Raw genomic sequence first — 25,405 nt, forward strand, 5'->3', positions numbered from 1 at the left:
AGAGTAAAAAGCCTTGACTGAGCATGCTGAGGTTGGAAACGCTTCTCTTTTTGGTTCTCAAACTCAACACTTCCTCTATACAGCCTATGATAGACTAGATAGAGGAAGATAAGACTCCGAAAGAATTGAACGACGGCATGTCCATTGCAACTGCGTATGGTTTTCTCTAGAGAAAGAAGGGAAGTCCTTTTCATGGCAAACAAAGAACAGAAGAAAGTGCAGAAAGCTGCACCCAAATCAAATAAGCAAAAAAAAGAAGCCCAGCGCGAGAAGAAAGCTGCTAGCCGTACTCAAGCCTAGATGCTTCAAGAAAGAAGGTTCGAAAGCGGGAGTCAACCCCGCTTTCGAACCTTCTTTTTTTCGCTTCACTTCTTTTCTAAAGTAAGTCAAGCATAAATTGCCATCTACCTATGCAAGATGCAAGCGTAACACGGTCAACGAATGCGCTGGAAAGGTATAGCTCAGCGTTCGCACGGACCCAGGAGCCTCCAGTACACGCTCCTGCGCGGCAACCACCGTCTGTTCCGTGAACGAGTTCAGGCTACCGACCTCAGGACCGTTCACCTCATATGCTGTGAACTCAGTGATGGTGGTCTCTTCGGCTAGTTTGATTGTTGTCTCATGTGCCCGCTCGCTATCGCGATTGACTACAGCCAGGGTGAGCACTTTGCCAGCTTCATCACGTGTCGCGGTCACATCCAGTAGTTGAAAAGGCCCTATATCGGCAAAGTGCTGCCCCCAGGGCGATTGCTGCTGCTCAGCGGCCAAGGCCATCTGCTCACTATCGACATACACATCCAGTGCAATCTCCTGCGTCTGTTCGGCATACAGGCGTAGAGGATGATAAATTGTTTGCAAGAAGAGGCCTTCAGGGCTGGTAAAAATAGGTGCAATCACGTTCACAAGCTGGGCGAGGTTCGCCATCTTGACCACATCGCTATGTCGAATGAAGGTATTGAGATAGACGCCAATAGCCAGGGCATCGGAGAGTGTGTATCGCTCCTCCAGCCGACTATCGGCTGTCTGCTGGCGATACCAGACATTCCATTCATCGTATGCGATATAAATAGGATGCTCAATCTTCTGAGTGAAACGTGCAGTTTCGATGAGAGCCTGGCTGCTCTTAATCGCCAAATCGGCGAGTGCAGGCGCAAATACATTGCTATAGTGGTTAGCGCTGCCGGTATACAGATGAATGCTATAGTAATCTATCCAGGGAGCCAATCCCTCGATCACAACGCGATCCCACGCGTTCCATCCCTGTTCGCCACAACCCACCAGTTGAATACTCGGGTCGGTCCATTTCATGACCTTGGCAAACTCAATGGCCTTTTTGACATAATCCTCTGGGCTGAGATGACCTATCTGCCAGGCGCCATACATCTCGTTCCCCAGGCCCCAGTATTTAACGTTGTATGGCTCCTCATGTCCATTTTGTCGCCGCAGGTTCGCCCAATAGGTATCACCGGTACCGTTACAGTACTCGACCCAGGCCCGCGCCTCGTCCATCGTCCCCGAGCCCATATTGACGCACAGATAGGGTTCAACCCCCAGTACCCGGCAGTACTCCATAAATTCATCGGTACCGAAGCGATTAGACTCCACCGAATGCCAGGCTAGCTCCAACTGGCGCGGCCGCTTCTCAACGGGACCAATACCATCAGTCCAATGATATCCGCTCACAAAGTTGCCACCGGGCCAGCGTAAGACGGGAGTCTGGAGACCACGTACCGCCGCCATGACATCTTTGCGGAAACCCTGCTCATCACTCAATGGAGAGCCTTCCTCATAGATGCCCCCATATATACAGCGCCCTAAATGCTCAACGAAACCTCCAAAGATCTTACGATCGACAGTACCAAGGCTGCGAGCCATATCAACATGTATCTTTGCCAAGAACTAGCTCCTTCTAGCGCTATACGGTCACTACTGCTTTGCAATCATCTTTGCAACGTTGCAAATAACGTACTCTATCCATTTGCCTTTTGTCAATAGCTGTGCGATAGTAGGGTGAGCGTCAATTTTTTGCATATTCATATGACCAGGCGCAAAAGAAGAAGATCGCCTGACCAAAGGCATGGATCTCCTCATTATAGGCGCCCGGTTTATCGCGCGCAAGGAGACTTATCGCATAAATACGACAGGGCATGTATTTCGCTATGATGGGGCAATATCCCATGGCATGCCACATCTTGATGGTGTGGTTCGTTCCCACCCTGTATCACTGCGATAAATCGCCTTGCGCGCGATAAATCGGGCGCCTATGTCACGTGGGGAGGGTGCCTATGTCACGTGGGGAGGGTGCCTATGAAGGTGATGGGGTCTTTGCAAAAAGATTACGGATACCCGCCATCGTAAGATGTATTTCTGTTGACAATTGCACAGTTAAGGTGCTACTATTTGCGGCATGGTTCCTCACTGAAATTCGCTGAAATTAAAGAATGGGATGCTCCTTGGTTGCCACATTAAAGGATGTTGCCCTCAAAGCTGGGGTTTCAATCCGCACTGTCTCAAATGTCGTCAATGATTACCCCTACGTCACTGCTGAAGTGCGTGAACGCGTCAAGGCAGCCATCGAAGAACTGCAATATCAGCCAAACCTCTCCGCCCGCTACTTACGTAAAGGCCATTCACAACTTCTGGCCTTTGCTATTCCTGACATCAGTAATGTCTATTTCTCCGAGATCGCCAATGCGATTATTAGCGCAGCCGCGACACGCTCTTATACCGTGCTTATCGATCATACACAGGGGAAACGCGACAACGAGCGAGCCGTGCTCAAGGGCTTAACTCCTCATTTGATTGATGGGGTTATCCTGAGTCCTCTGGCCCTGGAACTAGAAGATCTCCAGCCGCGCGTAGGCTCGATCCCCGTGGTGCTGCTGGGTGATCGCATCTATGATGTGCCTTACGATCATGTCACTTACGATAATGTCTCTGCTGCTCGTACGGCAACCCAGCATCTCATTGCCACAGGTAGGCGACGCATTGCCGCTCTTGGGATGCAGGAGACAAACGCACATGAGACCGAAACCTCTCGCCTACGCCTGCGTGGCTATACTGAAGCACTCACACAGGCAGGCTTGCCCATCGATCCTCACCTGATTATTCGTGGTCTGCCTGTGTATAGCCGCAGCACTGGCGCGCGCGCCATGCGTTATTTGCTGTCGCTGGATGAGCCCCCTGACGCAATTTTCTGCTTTAACGATCACCTGGCACTAGGCGTTTTGCGCGTGGTGTATGAGGCAGGCTATCGCGTGCCTGAAGATATCGCCGTTGTTGGCTTTGATGATATCGAAGATAGTCGCTATGCCGTCCCTGCGCTTACGACTATCGCGCCTGACAAAGAAAGGATTGGTGACCTAGCGGTTGCCTTCCTACTTGGTCGTATCCATGGCACACGCAATGGGCCGCCTGAGCGCGTTGAAGTGCCCTGCCACCTGGTCATCCGCGAGAGTACCATGAAAGGCTAAACCTTTAGGTACTTCCTCCAACTTTTAGCTTGCCATCCATCATTTTCCCTCATCACTGTAAATGTGCGCGCAAACTATTGACAAGCATAAATTTTATATGTTATGTTTGCAACGTTGCAAATAAATTAACAAAGGTGTTGATCCTGATGCATCTCTTCCTAGTTTTCATTCACTGGCTTGATATATAACCAGAAATTGCAGACGATAAAACTAGAAAGGACACACTGTTGTGAAATCACCCTTTCCTCACCATCCTTTCTATGGATATGTATCTGCTTTTTCCCATCACCAGCCTGATGCGCACGCACATTCTAGCTCTCTTGCATGGGTTACATATATTGCTCGGCTAACATTAACGCCTATCCTCCTGGTGCTCTAGCGCCGTGTAAGCATTTTGCACGGCGTATGGAAGCCAGGGCTTTTTTTATATTCCATCAGTATCGTTTTATCATCGTCTGATGTAGGATCACATGTACGTCGTTGTGCAAGACCTCAGGAGGGAAATAGTTATGTTCTCAGAGCAGGATGGGCGGTTGCCGAGTGCGACAATGCCTACACCCGCGCAAGGCATGACTCGTCGCCACTTTTTGGAGCGCGCGGTCGCGCTAGGTATCGGAGGGAGTGCCGCGCTTGCGGCGCTTAATGCCTGCGCGACTCCAGGCAGCGCAGGCGCCAGTCTCACCTTTTGGAACCTGTTCGGCGGTGGTGATGGTGTGCGTATGGAGCAGATGGAAGATAACTTCCGCAAGTCCCGTCCAGATGTCCAGTTGGAGGCGGTCACGCTCTCATGGGGCGCGCCATACTATACCAAACTGGCGATGGCTGCGGCGGGGGGGCGTCCTCCCGATGTGGGCGTCTCGCATATGACGCGGGTACCACTCTATGCCGCAAATAATCTGCTCGATCCTTTTGATCTGGACGAGTTAGCAAAGGTCGGCATTACCGAAGATCGTTTCCTCCCCGATATCTGGAAGCGGGCGCAGTATAACGGCAAGCTGTACGCGATTCCACTGGATACCCATCCCTTTGTGATGTATTACAACGTGGATATTTGTGCAAAAGCTGGCTTGCTGAACGCTGATGGTACGCTCAAGCCGCTGGAAGGGGCGGAGGCCGTCATGGATGCCTTTAAGCGTACCAGGCAAATCACCAATTATTTAGGCCTGGCGGTTGATACGCAGGATGTTACTCCCTGGCGTGTCTTCTATTCGCTCTATTCACAGCTCGGAGGCGAGGTACTATCAGCGGATGGACGTCAATTAACGATAGACAATGCCAAGGCTATCCAGGCGCTCCAATTCATGTCCGATCTCACGCAAAAAGAGAAGGTGGCATCCTCCACGCTAGATTATGCTGGCGCGGTTGCGGCCTTTAGTAGCGGGAAGGCTGCTTTTCACTGGAATGGCGAGTGGGAGGTCTCCACGTTCTTACCCCAGAAAAATCTGAAGTTTAACATGGTACCTCTCCCTAAAGTCTTTGATCTGAATCGCGCCCAGGCTGACTCACACGCGTTCATCCTTCCACACCAGATACAGGTTGATCCGGCGCAGCGCAAGGCTGCGTTAGAATTTATCGCCTTTATGCTGAAAGACAGCCTGACCTGGGCTCAGGGAGGCCATATCCCCGCCTACCTGCCCATCACCGATAGCACAGAGTATAAACAGCTCCAACCACAGTCGAACTATGCCGACGCAGCCGCTCACGCGGTCGTTGATCCCATTGCCTGGTTCAGCGGCTCAGCCTCTGAATTGGAGACTCAGGCCGGATCGGCCTTCCAGTCTCTTCTGGCTGGACAATTCACACCACAACAAGCTCTGGACCAGTTTACGGGCGCAATCAATAAGCTACTGAAAATTACGCCGCCATTTTAACCGTACGCGCACAGCTATCTCACGCGGAAGGAATCCCGCTGACACTGTAGTCAATGAGAGGAGAAACGATGTCGGACGTATCAATACAAAGAGACGTGAGCGTAGGAACGCCGAGCCAGCAGCAGATTGAGAGCAAAAAGGCTCAGCGCCGCCGTATCGACCTGGTGGGTTTCGGCTTTGTGCTTCCATTTCTACTCATCTATGTCGTTTTCTTAGTCTGGCCGGTCATTCTCGGCTTTCGGATGAGCTTCTTTAACTGGACCATCGGCGGTAAGGGGGTCTCCGATTTTCTGGGCCTGGCAAACTACCAGGAACTCATAGGCGATCCGGCCTTCTGGTCCTCGCTGTGGACAACCATTGTTTTTACCGTCATCAGCACACCGATCCTGGTGATTATCGCCTTGCTCCTGGCGTTACTGGTGAATCGCGCTATTCCGGCCCAATCGTTGTTCCGTACCATCTTCTTCGCGCCCTTCATTCTGCCGGTTTCGGTGGTCACCCTGATCTGGGGCTGGCTCTACCAACCCGGCTTCGGCCTGATCAATGGAACCCTGACCTCCCTTGGACTAAAAGAGGTTCCATGGCTGACAGATACCCACGTAGCGATGATCGCTGTCGTGCTTCTCACCACCTGGTGGACCGTCGGCTTTAACTTTGTGCTCTATCTCGCGGGCATGCAACAGATTCCCCAGGAGCTCCTGGAGGCCGCTAATATCGATGGAGCAGGCTCCTGGTCACGTATTCGCTGGATCACTATTCCGCTCCTCAATAGGTCGACCGTCTTGATCATTATCTTGCAGGTGATCGCCTCGTTACAGCTCTTTACGCAGACCTATCTGCTGACGGGCGGTGGTCCCAACTTTGCCACCCGCTCGATCATTCAATACATTTATGAAAACGGCTTCACCTCGTTTCGCATGGGCCTCGCCTCCGCGATGTCCTATGTCTTCTTTATTCTGGTGTTACTGGTCTCGTTGGGACAGTTTGCTCTACTCAACCGTCAAAGGAGGGATGCCTGATGGCCATACAGAGTGTACAACCAGCGGTTAGCAAGGAAAATAGCACGACGAGGCAGCCCTATGATTATCGCCGCGCTAATAAGCTTGCCTACTGGGCCTCTTTTGGACTCCTCGTTCTCTTAGCGCTTCTCTGGATTCTACCTCTGCTCTGGGCCATTGATACCTCCCTGAAACCAGAGACCGAAACGACAACGATTCCAATTACCTGGCTCTCTTCACATTTCACACTGGATGCCTTTACCAGTACGCTGGCAAATAGCCAGATGTGGCGCTGGTATTTCAATAGCACCTTGACCTCTGGCTTGATCAGTCTGCTGACGATCTTCCTGGCGAGCCTGGCGGCCTTTGCCTTCTCGCGCATCCCCTTCCGTGGGAATCGCATCGTGTTCTGGGTGATCCTGGCGGGTATTATGGTCCCGGGTCAGATCTTGATTGTGCCGCTATTTACCGAAATGCAGTCATTCGGACTGGTCGATACCTATTGGGGAATTATCCTGCCCCAGATCGCTTCGCCCGTGGCGGTCTTCATCCTTAAACAATACTTCGATGGCATTCCTGCTGAGTTCGAGGAGGCGGCTCTCCTCGATGGCGCCAGCCGCCTGAGCATCTACTGGCGCATCTGGATGCCGCTCGCCAGGCCTGCCCTCGCTGCCGTTGCCATCTTTACCTTTGTGATCTCGTGGAATAACTTCCTCTGGCCGTTCATCATTATCTCCAACAACAATATGATGACCCTACCGGTGGGGTTAGCGACCGTTCAGACCTCGTTTGGCATTCGCTACGCGCAGATTATGGCTACTGCTCTCCTGGGCGGTATTCCGGTCTTGATCGTTTTCCTCTGTTTCCAGAAACAGATTGTACAGGGCATTGCCGGCACCACTGGCTTGAAGGGCTAGCACTCTCATCCTCTTAGCGAAGCCAGTAAAAAGGCGATACAGGAGAATTTCTTCCTGTATCGCCTTTTTATTAGCTTCGCTACTATTGCCCATTCGTCCAAAGGCTCTTGACTTTTTGTGGGAAGCATAGCTATGATGAGCTTGGAATGTTTTGTGTCCAGAGGATGCATGCAGGCATTCTCTTGCCAATGGAAACAAATAGCGCGTGCCTCGGGCGCGCCAGTATGAAGAGGAGAAAAAAGTCCGTATGGACAGTGACCCTAGCAAACCTCCGCAAGCAATGGAGGTTATCATCTGTTCCATGGCAGACGCCTATCTGACCTGGTAGCCACGATCTATCACCCTCCCGATATTTCCCCGCTATCACCTCACTATCGCGCTTGCCGTGGCCAATAATCCGGTAAGAAGCGTGAGGTGGTACAGTCCTCAAGGAATGTGCCTCTACCCCTCCGCAAGTAAGCGAGCGCTACTTACGTGCTGCCTACGCGTTGCCCTATGCTTATGTGTTCTATAGGTACTTATGCGTTGCTCCGACGCATAGGTGCTTGTATGTTGCCCAAACGTGTAGGCGCGTACGCAAGTAGCGCAGGAGGTGAAGACAATGGATATCCAGAAAGATTTGGTGGTGGCAGTTTCTCCGCCAAAGGAAGCAGGTAGAAAGACACTGAGGCGAGGGCGGATGCGCAGGCCTTTCCGCTGGTTGCGCTACCTGGGCATGCTGGGGCCGGGGCTGGTCGCCGCGAGCGCGGGCAATGACGCGGGCGGTATCTATACTTATAGCAGCATGGGTGCTCAGTTCGGCTATTCTATGATCTGGGTCATGGTGGTCCTGACCCTGGGCATGGCTGTCGTGCAGGAGATGTGCACACGCATGGGCGCGGTCACCGGCAAGGGCCTCTCGGACCTCATTCGCGAGAACTTTCCCCTGCGCCTGACGGCGTTGATTATGCTGGCCTTTCTGCTCGCCAACAGTGGCGTGATCGTCTCTGAATTTATTGGTATCGCCGCTGCGCTCAATCTCTTTCATATCCCGGCCTGGATAAGCGCGCCCTGCGCGGGCCTGCTCCTATGGCTGCTGGTCGTCAAGGGGTCATATGCCCGGGTAGAGAAGGTCTTTCTAGCCCTGACCCTGGTCTTTCTAGCCTACTTCGTGGCCGCGTTTATGGCGCATCCCAATTTGGGACAGGTGCTTCATGGGACGCTGGTCCCCACGGTGCAGTTGAATAGCGGCTATCTCTTGATGCTGGTGACCGCGGTGGGAACCACGATCAGCCCCTATATGCAAATCTACGTCCAGAGCGCGGTAGTGGAGCGCGAGGTCAGTATGCGTGAGTATAACCATGAGCGCGTCGATGTTTACAGTTCTGCCATCTTCTCCAATGTCGTTGCCTCCGTGATCATTATCGCCACTGCCGCGACCCTCTTTGTCAATAGCAAGGGTAAGGGCATCATTCTTATGGATGCCGCCCAGGCCGCCACCGCGCTGGCACCCTTTCTGGGCAACTTCGCGACCAATATCTTCGCCCTGGGTCTGCTGGGCGCCTCCTTCCTCGCGGCAGGCGTGATTCCGCTCTCCACCTGCTACTCTATTACGGAGGCGCTGGGCCTGGAAAATGGGGTCAGCAAGCGCTGGCGCGAGGCGCCTGTGTTCTGGGGACTCTTTACAGCTTTGATTTTCATCAGCGTCGTAATCGCGATGCTTCCCAATTTGCCCGTGGTGCAGATCCTGCTTAACCTCTACCTGCTCAACGGCATGCTGCTGCCGATCATCCTCTTCTCGATCTTGCGCCTGGTTAACGATAAGCGCCTGATGGGGAGGCACACTAATGGCTGGTTCTTCAATATCCTGGCCTATGGCCTGACGATTACCGTTAGCCTGCTGAGCATTGCCTATCTCATTGTCCAGGTGCTGGGCCTCTTTGGCATCAGCCTGTTTTAAACGTTATAAACCTGGGTAAGGTTGTGCTGGCCTCAGGCCAGCACAACCTTACCCAGGTTTAGTATTTATGCTTGTTCCAGGTGAGATTCTTGAGCAATCTCTTCTGAGGTGTGTTGAGAACAGCATTTCCCTCTTGACTTTCCAGTTAAGGGGAAAGTGTATGATTGTAACGAAGAGATCGGCACAGACATGGAGGGAGAAGCAGTGTTCAAGATTAGCGAGTTTTCCAGGCTCAGTCAGGTTTCGATGAAAACCCTGCGTTACTATGATCAGATTGGTCTGTTGAAACCAGCCTCTATTGATCCTTTTAACGGCTATCGCTACTACACGACCGAACAGTTATTCCGGCTCAATCGTATCCTTGCCTACAAGGATCTGGGGTTAACATTAGAGCAGATTGCGCAGGCACTTGATGTACAGATTCCACTCGCGGAGGTTCGTGGAATGCTCCGGCTCAAACAGGCTGAAATTCATGCCTTGATCGAGCAAGAATCCACACGCCTTGCTCGTATTGAGGCGCGCCTGCATCTGATTGAGCGCGAGGGAGAGACCCAGACTGGACACGATGTGGCGCTCAAAAGCATCAAAGCACTGCGAGTGGCTTCATTACCAACGTGTGCGAACCTGTCCTCTTCCCACTTGCCTTTCTTCTTTGAGGAATTGAATCGTTCCTTGTCACGTTCTGGTCTCTCCGAACCAGCGACGCTTCCCCATATGGTGTTGTGGCAGGATACCGGAGCATGTCGGGATGATCAGGACGACACCTTTGATGTGGAGGTCGCCTGTCCTCTTCCAGAGCAAGTATCGGCGGATGCGCATCTAACTATTCGCACGTTACCAGCTCTTCCACTGGTCGCAAGTCTCATGCATGAATGTCAGCCGCATGGGACGTGTACAGCGCTTCTTGATCTTGGAAGATGGATGGAGCAAAACGGCTATACCATCTCACTTTCGCAGCCGTGCCGTGAGGTGTATTTTGCCAAAGGCGAGAATCAGTTTTATGTTACCGAAGCACAGATCCCTGTTGAGAAAGGATAAATGCCAAATATGGTCTGGACACTCGATACTACTCACTCAGAAGTCACATTTTCGGTCAGGCACATGATGTTCAGCAAAGTTAGCGGAAGCTTCAATGTATTTCGAGCGACACTCGAAATCGATGAAATCCATCCAGAGAAGTCCTGGGTAGAGGCCGAGGCTGAAACTGCCAGCATCGACACACGTGACGAGAAGCGTGATGCACACCTACGTTCACCTGATTTCTTTGATACTGAGCAGTATCCACTCCTCACATTCAAGAGCAAACAAGTTGAGTCCAGGGGCGATCGCCGTTACTCTATCCTGGGAGATCTCACGCTGCATGGGGTGACGAAAGAAGTGGCGTTTGACGCCGAGTATGGCGGACAGATTCCCAAAGAACACAATCCCTTTGGGGACCGGCGTGCAGGCCTCACAGTCGTCACGACCATCAACCGTAAGGATTTTGGTCTCACCTGGAATTTAGCGTTGGAGACTGGCAGGATTATGGTTGGCGAAGATGTCAGGATCGAGATCAACTTGGAAGCAGTCGCAGAGGACTAAGCGGCTTCCGTCTTCTCACCTGGCGGCGACATGCCGATTGATATCAAAACCGTTTAGGTAGTATCCAAAGAAGGCCACCAATGGAAGGAGGTTCGACCCTGTATTGCTTCAGGATGAGCTTATAACCAACAACAGCGCTCGGCCTGGAGCTGTTCCTGCTCGTCAAGCGAAGTCAAGCCCCGATTGGCGAGCAGTTTATTTGAGAGGGGCAGCAAGCGTTCGGCTGGTTCCAGTTCTGGCGAATGAGATAGCAAGAATAGCAGGTTAGGACGGGAGCCGGGTGACAAATCGATCAAGTTGCTCCATATCGTAGAGTACAGGCCCATGACCGAAGCAGACGAGAGCTGGGCGTAATTGCGCCAGCTTACGAATGGAGCGGCGGTTCTCTTCACGATCCAGCGTAAAGACGGCTGGCGGCTCATACAGGCCAATTTTGCCCGTGATAGGATGGTTATTGCGCAACACATCTCCTACAATCGCTACCCGGTCGGACTCGCGAAAGTACATCACATGACCAGGGGTATGTCCGGGCGTATGGATAACGCGAAATCCAGCTATTTCGTCACCATCATGTAAGCTCCGTTGGACGGAATACGCTGGCCCGGCGAACCCCAGTTGCATTATTTTTATGGCGGCAGTCCTTGGGAGCATAGGGGTACGTCCCTCCATGCTCGCGATGTCCGCTTCAGGACAGGCAAGGGGGATGTCTCTGGTTGCGCAGATCTGCTTGACGGCTCCCTGATGATCGGGGTGGCAATGGGTCAGTGCCACCTGTGAAAGGGGGATGTTTGCCAGTTGTTTGAGCAGACTGGAAGCATCCCAGCGTGTGGCTGCGTCAATGAGCACATCCTCAACGAGATAGACATTGAAGAGGTTGGCTGGGAAACGGTTGCTCAACTGCCGGACATGATGAGCGATCATTTTCATCTCAAACTCTGTTGTGGAAGCGGTGACTGAATCCTTCTGTCGTAGTGAATAGTTGGATGGGTTCATGATGCTTTTGTATCTCCTTCGAAAAGAAGCCGAAGCTCTTCCACCGCCTGTTCTAAGGGGTGTGTGCTGCGCTCGGCTTGACAGAGTAAGAGCGCCCCTTCAATTACGGAGAGCACAAAGAGCGCTCTTGCAGAAGCCCGCGCTGGTTCGCAGCCCGAGGCAATCAGCAAGCGTTCGAGACGTACCTGCCAGTCATGGTAGACGGCACGACAAGCATGCTGCATAGGATCGCTGGTGGCCGCCATCTCTAATGTGACGGTAGCCAGTGGACAGCCTTTTTGAAAATTAGATGTCTGGAGGCGTTCGCGAAAGAAGGAGGTGAGAAGAGAGAGCGCCATACCCAAATCCGTGCCTTCCCCAATGATGGCATCGAGCTCGTGAGTAAGAGCTTGCCCGGCTGCCGAAACCGCTTCTGCCGCCAACTCTTCTTTTCCCCCAGGAAAGTGATGATAGAGCGAGCCTTTTGGCGTACCGCTCTGATGGAGGATTTGATTCAAGCCTGTCGCATGATAGCCCTGTGCCTCCATCAGTTCAACAGTAGTAGCAATGATGCGTGCCCGTGTTCCTTCTGTCTCCAAGAGATCCTCCTGTACCGACTGGTCTAGCTGCTCCTTTTATTGTACCGACCGGTCTAGCAGATGTCAAGCCCCGGATGGCAAAGCGAGCCAGCCCTGTTTTTCTTTACCCATCAATTTTTCTCTCGACTACCTGGCCGACGTTCTAGGCATGGTGGGAAAGCGACGAGAAGTCGTCCAGGTACCCACGAAGCAAGGAAATCAGATCTCCCTGCGCTTCTTGCTCCAGCCATTCCTCAAGAGCCACACGCAGCGCTGCCATGTAGATGGCTACCAGGAAGTGGATCTCCTGGCGGTTTGTAGCCGCTTCCAGCCGGGAGTACAGCGCTTCACAGAGGGCTGGCTCTGTTTTCAGCAGAGCATAGATATAGATGGACGCGAGCGAGGGGATCTGCATAACCACGTGATAGAGAGTCAGAAAACTGGCCCGCTGCTGCTGATGGAGGAGTGCCAGGTACTCAAAGGTCGCTCGCAGGGCTGCGTGGGGTGATTCCGTTGGCGCAGTGTGCTGCAGAAAGCGGAGGCCTTCGCTCTGAATCGCGCGCATGGGCTCCAAGAGCACGTCTTCTTTGGAGGCAAAATAGCGAAAAAAGGTGCGTGGTGACATCATCACCACATCAGCAATGTCCTGGATGGAGGTGCGCTCGTAGCCCTTTTGCTGAAAAAGTCGGAGCGCTGCCTCCTCAATGGTGGCTTGAGCCAGACGTTTCTTGCGTTCTCGCAAACTCATTGGCTGCGATTCGTCGCGTGGTGAAGATACCATGACATTCACCTCCTTTTTTTCTCCTATTGACTTTTGTCATTGAGTGACATTATAATTCAAAAGGACACAGGTGACAACTGGAGGCAGTATACATGTTGTGTCGGTGCCTTGAGATGACGATTTTTGAGGGATGTGCCTCAGCGGTTTTCTCACCCCTGAAGCTATGATCTTATTCCGAACCCCAACGTCACTGGCGTGACTAGCGCTCCCCCCATTCGGGGACAAGCGCGCTCAGGGTGTTCGGATAAGTAGTATGTTCAGATAAGGAGCAAGAAGGTATGCGTTTTGAGCAACAGGTCGCCCTGGTGACTGGTGCCGCTTCTGGCATTGGTCGCGCGCTTGTCCAGCGCCTGGTGACTGAGGGAGCAGCCGTGGTCGCGGTTGATATTGTGGAAGCACCATTGCAAGCCCTGGTCACGGAACTGCGGGACCAGGGAGCAACGATTACCGGATGTACCGCCAATGTGGCGTCAGAGAGTGACGTGGAAGCCATGCTGAACACCGCCACGTCCACCTTTGGGCGGCTCGATATCCTCTGCAATAATGCCGGGATCATGGATCTCATGACCCCTGCTGCCGAGGTCTCTCTGGACCTATGGGAGCGGGTTCTGGCCGTCAACCTGAATGGTCCCTTTCTGGCCTGCCGGCGAGCGATCCCTCTATTTCTCGAACAGGGTGGAGGTAGTATCGTCAATACCGCCTCGGAAGCAGGCTTACGTGGCGGAGCTGCTGGCACCTCCTACACCGTTGCCAAGCACGGAGTGGTGGGACTGACCAGGAGTATTGCTTTCCACTATGGAGAACGCGGTGTTCGCTGCAATGCAGTTTGTCCTGGTGCCGTGGCGACCGCCATCGGTATCGGAAATGGTGTCCCAAGTGAAGCCGGTCTTGGCAGAGTGATGCCGTTTCTCAAGGCCAGCTCTCCCTCGCGGGTTTCTACCCCTGAAGAGCTCGCCGCCGCTATTGCCTTTCTGGCATCCAAAGATGCCAGTTTTATCAATGGCGCAATTCTCCCCGTTGATGGCGGCTGGTTCGCCGCCTGACCTCCCCATTTCTTGATCGCAGCCCGTTTGCTGTTCTTTCCACTGAAGGAAATCTTTCTGTGAAAGAAGCGCAATAGCAAAGGAAACAGGAAATGAGGAATCTCAACAGGATCGTGATTATCGGTGCGGGCGCCGCCGGGCTCACCACCGCAGAAACGTTACGGCGGCTTGGATTTCAGGGAACGATCATGATGGTGCATGCCGAGCACACTCTTCCGTATGATCGTCCCCCTTTATCCAAACAGGTGCTTGCTGGCACCTGGGCACCTGAGAAGGTGCATTTACGTTCACCAGTCGCGCTGGAGAAACTGGCGCTTGATTGGTTTCATGGCGTTGAGGCAACCCATCTGGATGTCGCAGGGCACTGCGTTGCCCTCTCTGATGGTCAGCGCCTGGAGTTTGATGCAGCGGTCATCGCAACGGGTCTGACGCCACGTTTCCTCTCTTCAGGGCATGATCTGCAAGGAGTCTTTGTCCTGAGGACCCTGGAGCAGACGCTCGCCTTGCGCCAGGCGCTTGCAGCAGGGACGCGTCTCGTTGTTGTTGGTGGCGGCTTTCTGGGATTAGAAGCTGCGGCGACGGCACACCAATTGGGCCTGGTGGTCGATGTGGTCGAGCCATTGCCGGTCTGCCTGGAGGGACCTCTCGGGAGAGCAATTGGTGAGCGGGTGATGCACTTACAAACAGCCCATGGGGTGCGTTTGCATAATGGTATTGGGGTGCGTCGCCTGATCGGCGACCAGGTGCAAGGGCATGGAGGCGCAGTCAGAGAGGTTGTGTTGGAGGATGGTTCGACGCTGCCAGCGGACGTAGTGTTGGTCGCGGTCGGGGCACAGCCCAATGTGAGCTGGCTTGAGGGAAGCGGCCTGACGTTGCAGAACGGCATTGTGTGCGACGCCTTCTGTCAAGCTGCTCCAGACATTTATGCCGCCGGAGATGTGGCCAACTGGTATCATCCGCATGTCAAGCGGCAGGTGCGCCTGGAACATCGGATGAATGCCACTGAACAGGGCCAGGCCGTCGCGAGAAACATCCTTGGCGAGCGACAGCCTTTCGCGCCTGTGCCTTTCTTCTGGAGTGATCAATTTGACGTGAAGATCCAGATGTATGGAATCGCCTCCCGTGGGGCAGAACTGCGGATAGTTGAAGAGGCGCTACACGAGGATCGTTTTGTCGCGGCCTATTATGAAGAAGGTGAACGCCTCGTCGCGGTTCTGGGCTGGAATAGCCCGAAGCAACTCCTGTCCTATCGACAACGGTTGTTGGCAGCATATACGCCGTCCCAGGAAACCAAGGCTTCTGGCGTTCTCTAGTGTAAGGAAAAGTGGGGACACAGAGGGGCGTCAGCCCCTCTGTGTCCCATTCCCCTACCGCCGCAGGCGGTATGAATCCCTTTCAAACGAAATTGAACAGAGTACTAGCGTCTCAAGACAAACAACCATGTAAAAAGGAAATACAAAGATGAAAGTAACAGCATTGACCAATCGATGTATTGCCAGTGGAGCCTGTGTCCTGGCCGCGAGCCAGGTCTTTACCCAGCGCGATAGTGATGGTGTCGTAGAGCTGCTCCAGGAACATCCTTCCCTGGACCAACTGAAGAAGGTGCAGCAGGCGGTCGCGGCATGCCCTTCCCAGGTCTTTGTCGTGGAGGAGGAAGAGGACCTCTCCGAACTCACCCTGACCACAAACGATGAGGATATGTAGTGCCGGATGAGCGGAACACGCTTGTTCTCGCACGCTTTCTTTTCTTGTTGAGAACACCCGAAAACGTCAACCTGCGAGCTGTCTGCGGCTGCTAGTAAGTATAGATTGGAAGAACCAGATGAGCAAAGAGCAATTGACCCCCACCAGTGAAGCCAGTCAAGAAGAGCTTCCCACATATCCGTTTCCATTTGCCGATCATAGCCTACAACTTTCCGAGGAGTATGATCGGCAGCGGCAAAAGTGCCCAGTCGCCCGGGTTCATATGCCCTATGGGGGCGATGCGTTTATGCCCACCCGTTACGAGGAAATTGCGCAGGCCTTCGCCGATCCGAAATGTGGCGCGATCCGAGCTTCAGATGGAGATGTTCCCCGGCTGGAAGCAGGCCACGTCACCGGGGTGGAGGATTCAGCGGCAGCATCGATTTTTGCCGTCTCCGATGCGCGTCATAACAAGCTGCGCCGCGTGATCGGCCCGGCCTTTACGGTTCCGGCGGCCAACAAGCTGCGTTCACGGGTGGCCGAGGTCACTCATGCGCTGGTGGATGCTATGGAGCGTAAAGGCCCACCTGCGGATCTGTTTGAGGACTATGCGATCCAGGTTCCGATGACGGTGCTGTGTGAAATGCTGGGGATTCCTCGGGAAGAGGAACACCTCTACCGCGAATCCGCACGGATGCTGGTTTCGACGACGGCAAGCGCACAAGAAAAACAGGCGCAGGGCATGAAACTGATGCACTATCTCACGCCCATTATTCAAGAGGCGCAAACGAATCCGCGAGACAACATCCTTGGTCTGCTGGTCCGGGCCCGAGAGAAAGGGGACGAGGTGATGACGGAGACCGAAATGTATGGTTTTGCCATGGCAGTGATTGGGGCTGGCTTTGAAACGGTCAGCACGACCTTCACGAATTCGGCTTTCATTCTCCTGCAACAACCTGAACTGGTGGCACAGTTACGGGCCCACCTTGAGCAGCCCGATCAGTTGGCCAGGGCGATCGAAGAGATCTTGCGTATCACTCCGATCGGACATGGCAGGCCACGCATCACCCGCGAGCCCGTCCAACTGGGTGAGACCACGATCCCTGCCGGGGAAGTGGTCTTCCTTGCAACGCATGCGGCCAACTACGATTCATCCGTGTTTCCCGACGCCCGCGAGATTCGTTTTGATCGAGACCTGCAGCCCATTCTGAGCTTTGGGCGCGGCATTCACGCTTGCCTGGGACAGCAGATCGCCCGCATGGAATTGCAGATTCTCTGGCAAACGTTACTCACCCGGCTTCCAAGCGTCCGCCTGGCCGTTGCGCCCTCGGAGGTTCCCTGGCGTGCGGATGAGGCGCTGACATTTGGCCCTGAGCATCTGCCCGTAACCTGGTAAGTCTCACGGACCCTTCCCGCCATGCAGAAACACACATCTCTGTTCGTGTTGCTGCATGGCAGGAGGCGTTGAGAAAGAAGCGTACGAACGAAAGGAAGATCGTTATGAATATTCCGGATCAGACCACACCAGGGAAAGCGGCGTTCAATCCGTTTAGCGGTGATAGCACTGCACTGGTTGAGAACCCCTTTGCGTTGTTCGAGCTGCTGCGGTCAATGGGCGCCGTTGTACCTATACCACACCCCTTCGGGGGGACGGATAGCTCGGCATGGGCGATCACGCGCATGGAAGAGGTGGTACAGGTCCTCAAAGATCATGCGCACTTTACCGTGGACCCCAGCTCCATCGGGGTTAACAGTCCTTTTAGCCGCAGCGCCCCCGAGACCTCCGACACGCCTACCTTCTTCACCTCTAAAACGATGCTCTCGGTCGATGAGCCAGATCATCGACGCTTACGCCTGCTGGTGTCCAAAGCCTTCACGCCCAGATATATAGAAAGCTTACGTCCCCGCGTGCAGGAGATAGCCGACGAATTGCTCGATCGCGTGCAAGATCAGGGTCAGATGGATCTCATCAGGGACTACGCCTATCCCTTGCCTATCAATGTTATTTCTGAGATGCTCGGAGTTCCTCACGCCGACCGGGCCCAGATCCGTGTCTGGTCGGAGGCGCTGGCGCGAGGTTTGGGTTTTGGAAAGCGCGATCCGGAAGCTACGGCTCACATGCGCGCATTTGGGGAATACGTCACGCGCCTGGTGACCGACAAACGCCTGCAACCAGCAGATGACTTGATCAGCCATTTGATCGCCATCGAAGAGGAAGGGGATCGGCTCAGCGAAACGGAAATGATCTCGATGCTTACGCTGCTGATCTTTGCCGGCCATGAGACGACCTCGAACCTGATCGGCACAGGCACCTTGATGTTGCTAGATCATCCCGATCAGCTTGAGAAGCTCAAAACCGACCTCAGCCTGGTTCCTGCGGCGGTCGAAGAACTGCTGCGCTTCAGCGGGCCAGCTAACATCGCAGGACCGCGCTTTGCCACCGAAGATATTGAGCTAGGCGGGCAGCAGATCAAGAAAGGCGATCTCATCATTTCCTTCTTGGGTTCGGCGAATCACGATGAGAGCCAGTTTACGCAGCCAGACGAGCTGGACATTGCGCGCACGATCAGTCGGCATCTCGCCTTTGGACAGGGCATCCATACCTGTTTGGGGGCACCGCTGGCCCGTATAGAAGGAGATATTGCCTTTACCACCCTGCTCAAGCGCATGCCCAACCTGCGGTTCAGCGTCCCCCGTGAGAGCGTCACTTGGCACTACGCTCTGGTCTCACGGAGTGTGGCCTCCCTGCCCGTCGCTTTTTAGCTGAGAGAAAGACCTGCTACAGCGGCATGCAGAAAGGTTGATCTCGTGCTCTGACCAACGCAACTAAAGTACGCGTCTACATATCTAGATATGGGGCATCTTGCCCTAGATATGTAGACGCGTACTTTAGTTGCGTCGTGCCTCCGCAAAGCTCAATGCATCTGCACACTACTTTAGGAGAACTTGTGAGCATGCTTCTCCTCAAATTCCTCTACTGTTAGCCCATAACTGAGTACATCAAAGTATTGACCTTTGGTAAAACCAGCCCTGCGAATGCGTCCCTCCCATTGGAAACCAAGACGTTCATGCAGACCTATCGAATCTTGGTTGAAGCTGGCTACCTGAATAGTGACCTTCTGATAACGCAATTCTTGAAAGAAATAGCGCAACAGGAGCAAAACGGCCTCGCTGGCATACCCTTTCCGTCGATATTCTTTCGAGATGGCAAGCCCATACGCGAAATGCCCTGCATGTGGATCGCAATGATGAGAGCCAATTCTACCAACCACCTTGCCTTCGTTGTTCTCAATAAGAAAATTCCAGTTGTTGCCCTCTGGCTTCCTCACTGCTTCTTCTTGCGTCCAGTGTTTCATCCGTTCTTGCGACCGTGGAAAAGAAAGATTACCATCTTTTCTCTCTGACTCACTATCCTGATCCCAGATCCAGTAGTTTTCCCAATCGCCAGGCTCATGGCTACGCAATCGCACCCGCTTGCCCTGCCAGATTGACGATGATGTATCTAAATTCATTACAAGCCTTCCTTTCCTCGTTGAGCGTGCGGACGATGATAGCATACGAGAAGCGGGATTGCAAGGGACTCTGCCCGCAAGGGTGAGCGTCAAAAATTTTGCGGTGTCACTCCCATAGCCGCCACGTTCACGGCGCGGCGATTCATCATCTTGGAGCAACCAGCACCTCCGTGACGCATCAATGTCTGCTCATCAACGCGCTCTTTCTGCATTTTTTGCGGGATGAGAAGGAGGCATTGACGCGTTGAGGGAGCGTCTCGACCCCATGAGACAAATCAGCCCGCCATAAATGACTCTGCTGGGAAATTTTGTCCGGACACGTTTCCGAGCGCGGAGAGGTATCCAGAGGCTTTCAAGCTCGGTAGGGACCCGGTTTACCGCGTCCGAAGGCGATTTATCGCCCGAGTACAGGGCCGGGACCAAATATATGGTCTTGCATCGCTTCACTGACCCATGGGTTGCGCAACGAATTACGTCTCATCAATAGACCCCGAAAAGGATCTCTTGACATTCTTCCTTCTCTGCTCTATACTTACATTGTAAGCTTACAATGTAAGTATAGAGCAGAGAAGGAAGATCATGGCGAAATCTGGTGAGCCACTTACACGACAACGAGTGTTGGAAGCAGCCCTGCGCTTGATTGATCAAGAGGGCCTGGAAGGCTTTAGTATGCGCAAGCTTGGAGCATCGCTCGGGGTTGAGGCGATGTCACTCTACAATCATGTTGAGAGTAAGCGAGCCGTCTTTGATGGGGTGATCGAACTGCTCATTGTTCAGGCTCCATTACCTGTGCATCCTAATGCCACGCCACGTGAGGAATTATGGACAATTGCTCACGCCTTTCGGGACGTTCTTCGCGCTCATCCACGCGTGCTTCCGCTCGTCGCAACTAGTCCGCTGCGCACATCAGCCTCTCTCGTGATGTTAGACCGTCTTCTTGAAACATTTCATCAGGCACAGATCACCGGCGTTCAGTCTATCTATGCGCTCCAGTGCCTGGTTGGTTTTATTGTTGGACACACATTGATCGGCACAGGAACGCAAGCGGTCGAGGGTCTGGAGCCAGGGCCAAATGGTCCTATGGTCTGGCAACGCTTTCCGGCAGAACAATATCCCAGGCTCCACACGCTGTTGCCCGAGATTGTCCAGTGGAATGCTGATCAGGAGTTTGACTTTGGATTACAGGCGCTCTTCCAAGGTCTCTTTGGATAAGAGAAAGGTCCACACGATATCATGAGCATAAAGGAAAAACACTACAAGATATCAAACGGAGAGGTACAACTCGCGGTCAGCGAGACAGGACAGGGACAAACGCTTCTGTTCTTGAACGGAGGGGGAGCAACACAAGTGAGTTGGAAACGGCTCATCCACGAACTCTGTGAATCGTATCGGCTTGTCACCTTCGATTTTCGCAATCATGGCAAAACAACGCGCTCGTCTGATGTCTCTTTCAAGGGCTTCTTGAGCGATGCCGAGGTCATCATGGACCAGGTTGCTGGCGATCGACCGCTTGTGGTTGGCTGGTCCCTAGGGGCCGATCTGGCTGTCTGGTATGCGGCAGCTCATCCAGGAAGAGTAGCAGGGCTGTTTCTCATTGACGGTGCTGTCCCGGTCAATCTTGTGGCTGATCCTGAAGATATCAAGCGCCGCCTCGATACGCCCGCAATGAAGTTTGGGCCGCTCCTCCTGTCTCTGGTTGGCATGGGGTATCGACTCACGCCTTCCGAGTATGCAGCCTTGACCATTGAGGTGAATACGCACCGCGAACAGCTCCTTTCGGCCTACGACCAGCTTGATTGTCCTGTCGAACTGGTCCTGGCAACGAAATCTGCTGGGGAAAAGGGAGCACGTGCTGAGCGCAACAATGCTTTGTGGCGGGCTGGCGGTGAACAACTCGCGCGCCTGTACCCAGCATATTCTCTCCAGTGGGTGGACAACACCCACCTCCTTCCGTTCAAAGAACCAACAACGCTCGCACGATCCCTCGACTCGTTTGCCCAACGCATTTGACAAGACTGGAGTTGGAGGGATCATAAGCGGCTTGGAGAGCAGCTTGCAGTCGATGCGCCTTTTAGGGCTGGGTAGGGTTAGCGTCTATTCTAGTGTAGGTGGTTTATTGGCGGGTATATCTCTGAGGAGCTAGTAAGATGCTTTATGTTGTGCTTTTACTTTGTGTGCTCTGCCTGGGTGGCTGGCTCATTTCGCGCCGCGCCAGCAGTGGGCGGTCAGTTCAACGCGATACCGCACCCCGTAGCAATAGCCGAGACAGGCCGGTTTCTTATCCCGCGCGGCGCGTAACCTCTTCGTATGATAGGCCAAGAAACGCAGGCTCTCAGAGGGCGGCGCTTCCTGGGCTGGTGCGTGCCCTTGAGAAGCCGCACGCGCGTGTAGTTGCTCAGCTTACGCTGCCACCGCTCTGGCTGATCTCGCTGGTGCGCCAGCGCGCTATACAGCGCTATCAGGAGGAGATTGGCGTATCACCGGGAGAGGCCGAATGGGCAATACGAGAACTCGAAAGCAGTATTGAGCGTTATATGGAAAGCAATATGCGCGCCAGTAATTCTCAAGGCGCATTCAGCGATGATGTCGCGCTCTCCGAGGTCGACCCTGTGGTTACACTTCTGTTGCTCCAGGCGGGATCTATTGGCGACGCCGTTGCCTACTTTAGTGCTGGCAGCGGCGCGTCACATGTGGAGGCGCTGGAGGCCATTGCCCACCTGCGCAAAGAAGTAGCAGGCGAGCAGGTAGACTGGCTCTATCAGCCACGCACGCCCGATATGGCGGTGATGCGCTTCCTCTTGAGCCGTGGGCAAATGTTCGTCGCGGCGCGCTACTACAATGACTGCATTGGCGCCTGGTACCCCATCTCATAGTTGCTCTGTGGCTGCTCGTCCCAGGACGCGGTCTCCTTGGGATGAGGGAGGTCATCTCGCACAGATTTGCCTTTGCTGGTTCCACGCTGCTGTTCCAGTTGCAATTGCAGGCGCAGTTCCTCATTGCGCAACTCCTGCATGCGTTGGCGTGCTCGCAGGCTAACTTTGTATACTTCCAATAAAATACCGAACACAATACTCACCATTGTGATCATAAAAATCATGAGCGCAATCGTTAAAAACAGATTTTGCGCCATGATGGTCATAAAATTCATATGCATCCTCCCGAAGATGATGAGCTTCCACCAGAAAAAAACTTGCCAGCTCAGCTTTTACTACGCAAGAGGGGCGGCAAAGTTGCATCTTATTGGGCGAGAGGGAGCGTGAACCAGAAGGTGGAGCCCTTCCTCTTGAGCTTGCCAGAGGCTACGTTATCCTGCGTATAACTTACCAGTGAGAAATTTCCCTCTTGCATAAAGAGGCATTGAGTGGCAGTATGGTAGACATGATCGCGCCGCGCTGCCAGGTCTCGCGGATCTTGCCTGCTGCGTTTACCCTGCAGATCGCTTGAAAGGATGTGTATGACCACCTCGCATGTCTCTCATATTTTGGAATTGCCGCTCTTCCTCGACCATAACGCTAATGAACCTTTGCATCGCCAGCTGGTAACACAATTGCGCGAGGCCATCCTTCAAGGCAGCATCTCTGCGGGTACGCGCCTGCCCTCTACGCGTTCGCTGGCCCTGCTGTTACATGTCTCACGTACCGTTACTATCGCGGCCTATGATGAGTTGTTTGCCGAAGGGTATATCGAGGGACGGCATGGCTCGGGCACCTATGTCGTCGAAGATCTTTCGTTGCTTAAGCGCTCGCCTTTTCCCAGTCCTGCCGGGCCTCCGCGCTGGCTGCGTAGCGTGGAGCCGCTGCTTATACCGCGTCCCGTTGTGCCGCGAGAGGCGATAAATTTTCGTCCAGGTACGCCTGATATGCAGTTTTTTCCTGAGCGGACCTGGCGCGAGCTCTGGCGCCAGGTTGGATACACCGTGCCGCCCAATACCTATGGCGAGCCCGCGGGTCTCCTCGAACTACGGACAGAGGTTGCCGCTTATTTGGGGCGCGCCCGTGGCATTGCCTGCCAGGCCGAGGATATCATTATTACCTCAGGAGCCACACAGGCCGTGAACCTCATTGTTCAGGCGACCCTGGTGCCGGGCGATACCGTTGCCCTGGAGGAACCCGGCTATCCTCTGGCACGTTTTGCTTTTCGTGCTAGCGGTCTACATATTGTTCCTATACCCGTAGATGACGATGGCCTGGACGTCAGTCAGCTCGCCAATGGAGAGGCCGCGCCCTACCTGGTTTATGTCACGCCCTCGCATCAGTATCTGCTTGGTTCGCGCCTGTCTTCGGTGAGGCGGGTCGCGCTCTTGCAGTGGGCTGAGGCCAATGATAGCCTGGTGATTGAGGATGATTATGATGGCGAGTTCCGCTTTCACGCGTCTCCCCTGCCGGCGCTGGCGAGCATGGACCGCGCCGGAAGGGTGGTCTATATTGGCACCTTCTCCAAGGTTCTGATGCCCGGGCTGCGAGTGGGCTACCTGGTTGCGACGGCTCCACTACGCGAGCGAATCGCCCGTTTGAAGCGCATGTTCGATTATCATGTCACCTGGCCCACACAGTATATGCTGGCCGCGATGCTGCGCGATGGGCACCTGGAGCGCCATATTCGGCGTATGCGTCTGCATTACGCCGAGAAGCGCAGGCAGTTGGCGGAGATCTTTGCTCCCGTTGCATCCTGGGCGCACCTCTGCGGCCTGGAAGCTGGAATGCATGTCTCCCTGGAACTCCATCCCGCCCTGGATGCATACGAGATCGCCCGCGAAGCCTCGGCAAGAGATGTTTACGTCCCCACCCTCGATGAGTACTATACAGGAACGCCCGACCGCAACGGCCTGCTCCTGGGCTATGGCGGCCTCGACGCGCAGCAAATCTATACCGGCGCGCAAACCCTCATCGAGCTTATTAAAGATCGAACATAGACGCCCGATTTATCGCCTGAGTATAGGGCATGATCAGCTATATTGTCTGGCGCCGCTTGATATGGGGCAACGAAATGTTGTGTTTCATAAACACCACCCTGTTTTTGTGCGATAAATCGCCTTGTGCGCGATAAATCGGGCACCTATGAAGGTTGTTTATGCTCCTCTTATACAGGAGGGCAAGTACCTACCTTGTTTGCCCTCCTGCATAGGTGTTATTTTAAATCGGAGGTGACCGCGTACCAGCTGTAGATGCCGTTGCCAGTCACCTGGCCGGGATGGGTGTCGCTGATGTAGGTGTAGAGGAGATGCCCGTTGTAGGCAACCTGGTTGCCAGCTGAGATCTTCTGTATGCTAAACTGGCCTGGCAGGGTGGTCATGCTAATTTGTTTCTGCTGGCTATCTACCAGGAGGGGAGGCCACGCCTTCAGGCAACCACCTGTGCAGGCCGGTTTGCTGAGTGTGTCGGGTGTGTAATAGTAGAGCACGAAGCCGCGTGCATCGGTGAGGACTGTGCTGGGCTTGCCAGTCAGGGTGAGTTGGGTCGTTTTGATAGGTAAGAGTGGGTTGGCCGCAGGAAAGGATGTGTTATTGTTCGAAACGCTGCTTTTCGCGGTATGGGTATTGCTAGTGTTGGTCACATTCTCGCGCGTGCCTACTTTACACCCTGTGAACAGGAAGGGTAGCAGCAATAGTAGCGCCATAGTGAGTTGGAAGCCGAGACGATAAGCGCTTCTAGACATCAAAAAACCTCCTTTGCCATCCAATCGTATGAGCGAAGCTAGCCGCTGCGAAGTGGTGTTCACGATTGTTTTTTTATGGTATGCAGTCAGTTCCGATATCAATGCATGGGTATCTACCTCTAGCATACACAGGGCATATGATGTGTGAGGCAGAGAAGAGGCGAAAACTTTACTAACATATAGAAATTAGCATGCTCTTCCATATATACTTATGTGTAAATACGTGGACAATGGCGAGTTTGAATGTTAAACTGATGAGGAATTAGGATTTTTTGGTGGTACACCGTAAGCACTATTTGGCAAGCAGGCAAGTTTATTAAGCCGCTTCTGAAGCCATGGAAAATGCCTGATAGTCGTGCATTGTTGATTACGAAAAAGGTGTATCATTAGGTTTGAATAGCT

Annotated in this window: 24 protein-coding genes; 16 read left to right on the top strand and 8 right to left on the bottom strand. The window is 53.7% G+C overall.

Going from position 1 to position 25,405, the window contains the following annotated elements; genetic code table 11:
* Positions 1-408 precede the first annotated feature (408 nt).
* A complete protein-coding gene (locus tag JMJ16_RS05135) occupies positions 409-1,896 on the bottom strand; it encodes an alpha-N-arabinofuranosidase (protein WP_201378972.1) in 1,488 nt (495 codons plus the stop codon).
* 545 nt (positions 1,897-2,441) lie between these two features.
* Between JMJ16_RS05135 and JMJ16_RS05140 the strand changes: the two genes are divergently transcribed.
* From JMJ16_RS05140 to JMJ16_RS05170, 7 genes are all read left to right on the top strand, one after another.
* Entirely contained in the window at positions 2,442-3,473 is a 1,032-nt protein-coding gene (locus JMJ16_RS05140) for a LacI family DNA-binding transcriptional regulator (protein ID WP_201378973.1), read from the top strand.
* 509 nt (positions 3,474-3,982) lie between these two features.
* Positions 3,983-5,344 (top strand): ABC transporter substrate-binding protein, encoded by a 1,362-nt coding sequence (locus JMJ16_RS05145; protein WP_201378974.1) that lies wholly within the window; start codon positions 3,983-3,985, stop codon positions 5,342-5,344.
* A gap of 68 nt (positions 5,345-5,412) precedes the next feature.
* Positions 5,413-6,363: a carbohydrate ABC transporter permease gene (locus JMJ16_RS05150; protein WP_201378975.1), complete on the top strand. Its 951-nt coding sequence runs from the start codon at positions 5,413-5,415 to the stop codon at positions 6,361-6,363.
* Positions 6,363-7,259, top strand: coding sequence for a carbohydrate ABC transporter permease (locus JMJ16_RS05155; protein ID WP_201373490.1), 897 nt, complete (start codon positions 6,363-6,365; stop codon positions 7,257-7,259). Before JMJ16_RS05150 ends, JMJ16_RS05155 begins: the two co-directional genes overlap by 1 nt.
* A 601-nt stretch (positions 7,260-7,860) precedes the next feature.
* Positions 7,861-9,198, top strand: coding sequence for an Nramp family divalent metal transporter (locus JMJ16_RS05160; RefSeq protein WP_201378976.1), 1,338 nt, complete (start codon positions 7,861-7,863; stop codon positions 9,196-9,198).
* A gap of 189 nt (positions 9,199-9,387) precedes the next feature.
* Positions 9,388-10,236 (top strand): MerR family transcriptional regulator, encoded by an 849-nt coding sequence (locus JMJ16_RS05165; protein WP_201378977.1) that lies wholly within the window; start codon positions 9,388-9,390, stop codon positions 10,234-10,236.
* 9 nt (positions 10,237-10,245) lie between these two features.
* Positions 10,246-10,779: a YceI family protein gene (locus tag JMJ16_RS05170; protein WP_201378979.1), complete on the top strand. Its 534-nt coding sequence runs from the start codon at positions 10,246-10,248 to the stop codon at positions 10,777-10,779.
* Between the two features lie 119 nt (positions 10,780-10,898).
* Here the strand turns inward: JMJ16_RS05170 and JMJ16_RS05175 are convergent, their stop codons facing one another.
* The 4 genes from JMJ16_RS05175 to JMJ16_RS05190 form a co-directional block, all read right to left on the bottom strand.
* Positions 10,899-11,066, bottom strand: coding sequence for a hypothetical protein (locus JMJ16_RS05175; protein WP_201378980.1), 168 nt, complete (start codon positions 11,064-11,066; stop codon positions 10,899-10,901).
* Positions 11,044-11,772, bottom strand: coding sequence for an MBL fold metallo-hydrolase (locus JMJ16_RS05180; RefSeq protein WP_201378981.1), 729 nt, complete (start codon positions 11,770-11,772; stop codon positions 11,044-11,046). The genes JMJ16_RS05175 and JMJ16_RS05180 overlap by 23 nt, the downstream gene beginning before the upstream one ends.
* Positions 11,769-12,350: a TetR/AcrR family transcriptional regulator gene (locus tag JMJ16_RS05185; RefSeq protein WP_201378982.1), complete on the bottom strand. Its 582-nt coding sequence runs from the start codon at positions 12,348-12,350 to the stop codon at positions 11,769-11,771. The genes JMJ16_RS05180 and JMJ16_RS05185 overlap by 4 nt, the downstream gene beginning before the upstream one ends.
* 142 nt (positions 12,351-12,492) lie before the next feature.
* Positions 12,493-13,110, bottom strand: a complete 618-nt coding sequence (locus JMJ16_RS05190; protein ID WP_201378983.1) for a TetR/AcrR family transcriptional regulator — start codon at positions 13,108-13,110, stop codon at positions 12,493-12,495.
* 278 nt (positions 13,111-13,388) lie between these two features.
* Between JMJ16_RS05190 and JMJ16_RS05195 the strand changes: the two genes are divergently transcribed.
* From JMJ16_RS05195 to JMJ16_RS05215, 5 genes are all read left to right on the top strand, one after another.
* On the top strand, positions 13,389-14,153 hold the full coding sequence (locus JMJ16_RS05195; RefSeq protein WP_201378984.1) for an SDR family NAD(P)-dependent oxidoreductase: 765 nt from the start codon (positions 13,389-13,391) through the stop codon (positions 14,151-14,153).
* A 92-nt stretch (positions 14,154-14,245) separates the two neighbouring features.
* The gene (locus JMJ16_RS05200) at positions 14,246-15,466 is read left to right on the top strand and encodes an NAD(P)/FAD-dependent oxidoreductase (RefSeq protein WP_201378985.1); all 1,221 of its coding nucleotides are present in this window, start codon (positions 14,246-14,248) and stop codon (positions 15,464-15,466) included.
* A gap of 148 nt (positions 15,467-15,614) precedes the next feature.
* On the top strand, positions 15,615-15,857 hold the full coding sequence (locus JMJ16_RS05205) for a ferredoxin (protein WP_201378986.1): 243 nt from the start codon (positions 15,615-15,617) through the stop codon (positions 15,855-15,857).
* 118 nt (positions 15,858-15,975) lie between these two features.
* The gene (locus tag JMJ16_RS05210) at positions 15,976-17,232 is read left to right on the top strand and encodes a cytochrome P450 (protein WP_201378987.1); all 1,257 of its coding nucleotides are present in this window, start codon (positions 15,976-15,978) and stop codon (positions 17,230-17,232) included.
* Positions 17,233-17,336: 104 nt separating this feature from the next.
* Complete coding sequence (locus JMJ16_RS05215; protein WP_201378989.1) at positions 17,337-18,599, top strand: cytochrome P450; 1,263 nt, start codon at positions 17,337-17,339, stop codon at positions 18,597-18,599.
* A gap of 173 nt (positions 18,600-18,772) precedes the next feature.
* Here the strand turns inward: JMJ16_RS05215 and JMJ16_RS05220 are convergent, their stop codons facing one another.
* A complete protein-coding gene (locus JMJ16_RS05220; RefSeq protein ID WP_201378991.1) occupies positions 18,773-19,348 on the bottom strand; it encodes a GNAT family N-acetyltransferase in 576 nt (191 codons plus the stop codon).
* Between the two features lie 579 nt (positions 19,349-19,927).
* Between JMJ16_RS05220 and JMJ16_RS05225 the strand changes: the two genes are divergently transcribed.
* The 3 genes from JMJ16_RS05225 to JMJ16_RS05235 all read left to right on the top strand — a co-directional run bounded on the left by JMJ16_RS05225 (position 19,928) and on the right by JMJ16_RS05235 (position 22,221).
* On the top strand, positions 19,928-20,560 hold the full coding sequence (locus tag JMJ16_RS05225) for a TetR/AcrR family transcriptional regulator (protein WP_201378993.1): 633 nt from the start codon (positions 19,928-19,930) through the stop codon (positions 20,558-20,560).
* A 21-nt stretch (positions 20,561-20,581) separates the two neighbouring features.
* Complete coding sequence (locus JMJ16_RS05230; protein ID WP_201378995.1) at positions 20,582-21,358, top strand: alpha/beta fold hydrolase; 777 nt, start codon at positions 20,582-20,584, stop codon at positions 21,356-21,358.
* Positions 21,359-21,495: 137 nt separating this feature from the next.
* Positions 21,496-22,221: a hypothetical protein gene (locus JMJ16_RS05235; RefSeq protein ID WP_201378997.1), complete on the top strand. Its 726-nt coding sequence runs from the start codon at positions 21,496-21,498 to the stop codon at positions 22,219-22,221.
* Here JMJ16_RS05235 and JMJ16_RS05240 read toward each other — a convergent pair.
* Complete coding sequence (locus tag JMJ16_RS05240; RefSeq protein WP_201378998.1) at positions 22,182-22,496, bottom strand: hypothetical protein; 315 nt, start codon at positions 22,494-22,496, stop codon at positions 22,182-22,184. The two genes, JMJ16_RS05235 and JMJ16_RS05240, sit on opposite strands and share 40 nt — an antisense overlap.
* Before the next feature lie 306 nt (positions 22,497-22,802).
* Here JMJ16_RS05240 and JMJ16_RS05245 point away from each other — a divergent pair, with 306 nt between their 5' ends.
* Positions 22,803-24,260 (top strand): PLP-dependent aminotransferase family protein, encoded by a 1,458-nt coding sequence (locus JMJ16_RS05245; protein WP_201378999.1) that lies wholly within the window; start codon positions 22,803-22,805, stop codon positions 24,258-24,260.
* A 215-nt stretch (positions 24,261-24,475) separates the two neighbouring features.
* Here the strand turns inward: JMJ16_RS05245 and JMJ16_RS05250 are convergent, their stop codons facing one another.
* Complete coding sequence (locus JMJ16_RS05250; RefSeq protein ID WP_201379000.1) at positions 24,476-25,003, bottom strand: hypothetical protein; 528 nt, start codon at positions 25,001-25,003, stop codon at positions 24,476-24,478.
* Between the last annotated feature and the right edge of the window lie 402 nt (positions 25,004-25,405).

This window comes from Ktedonobacter sp. SOSP1-52, from assembly GCF_016587395.1.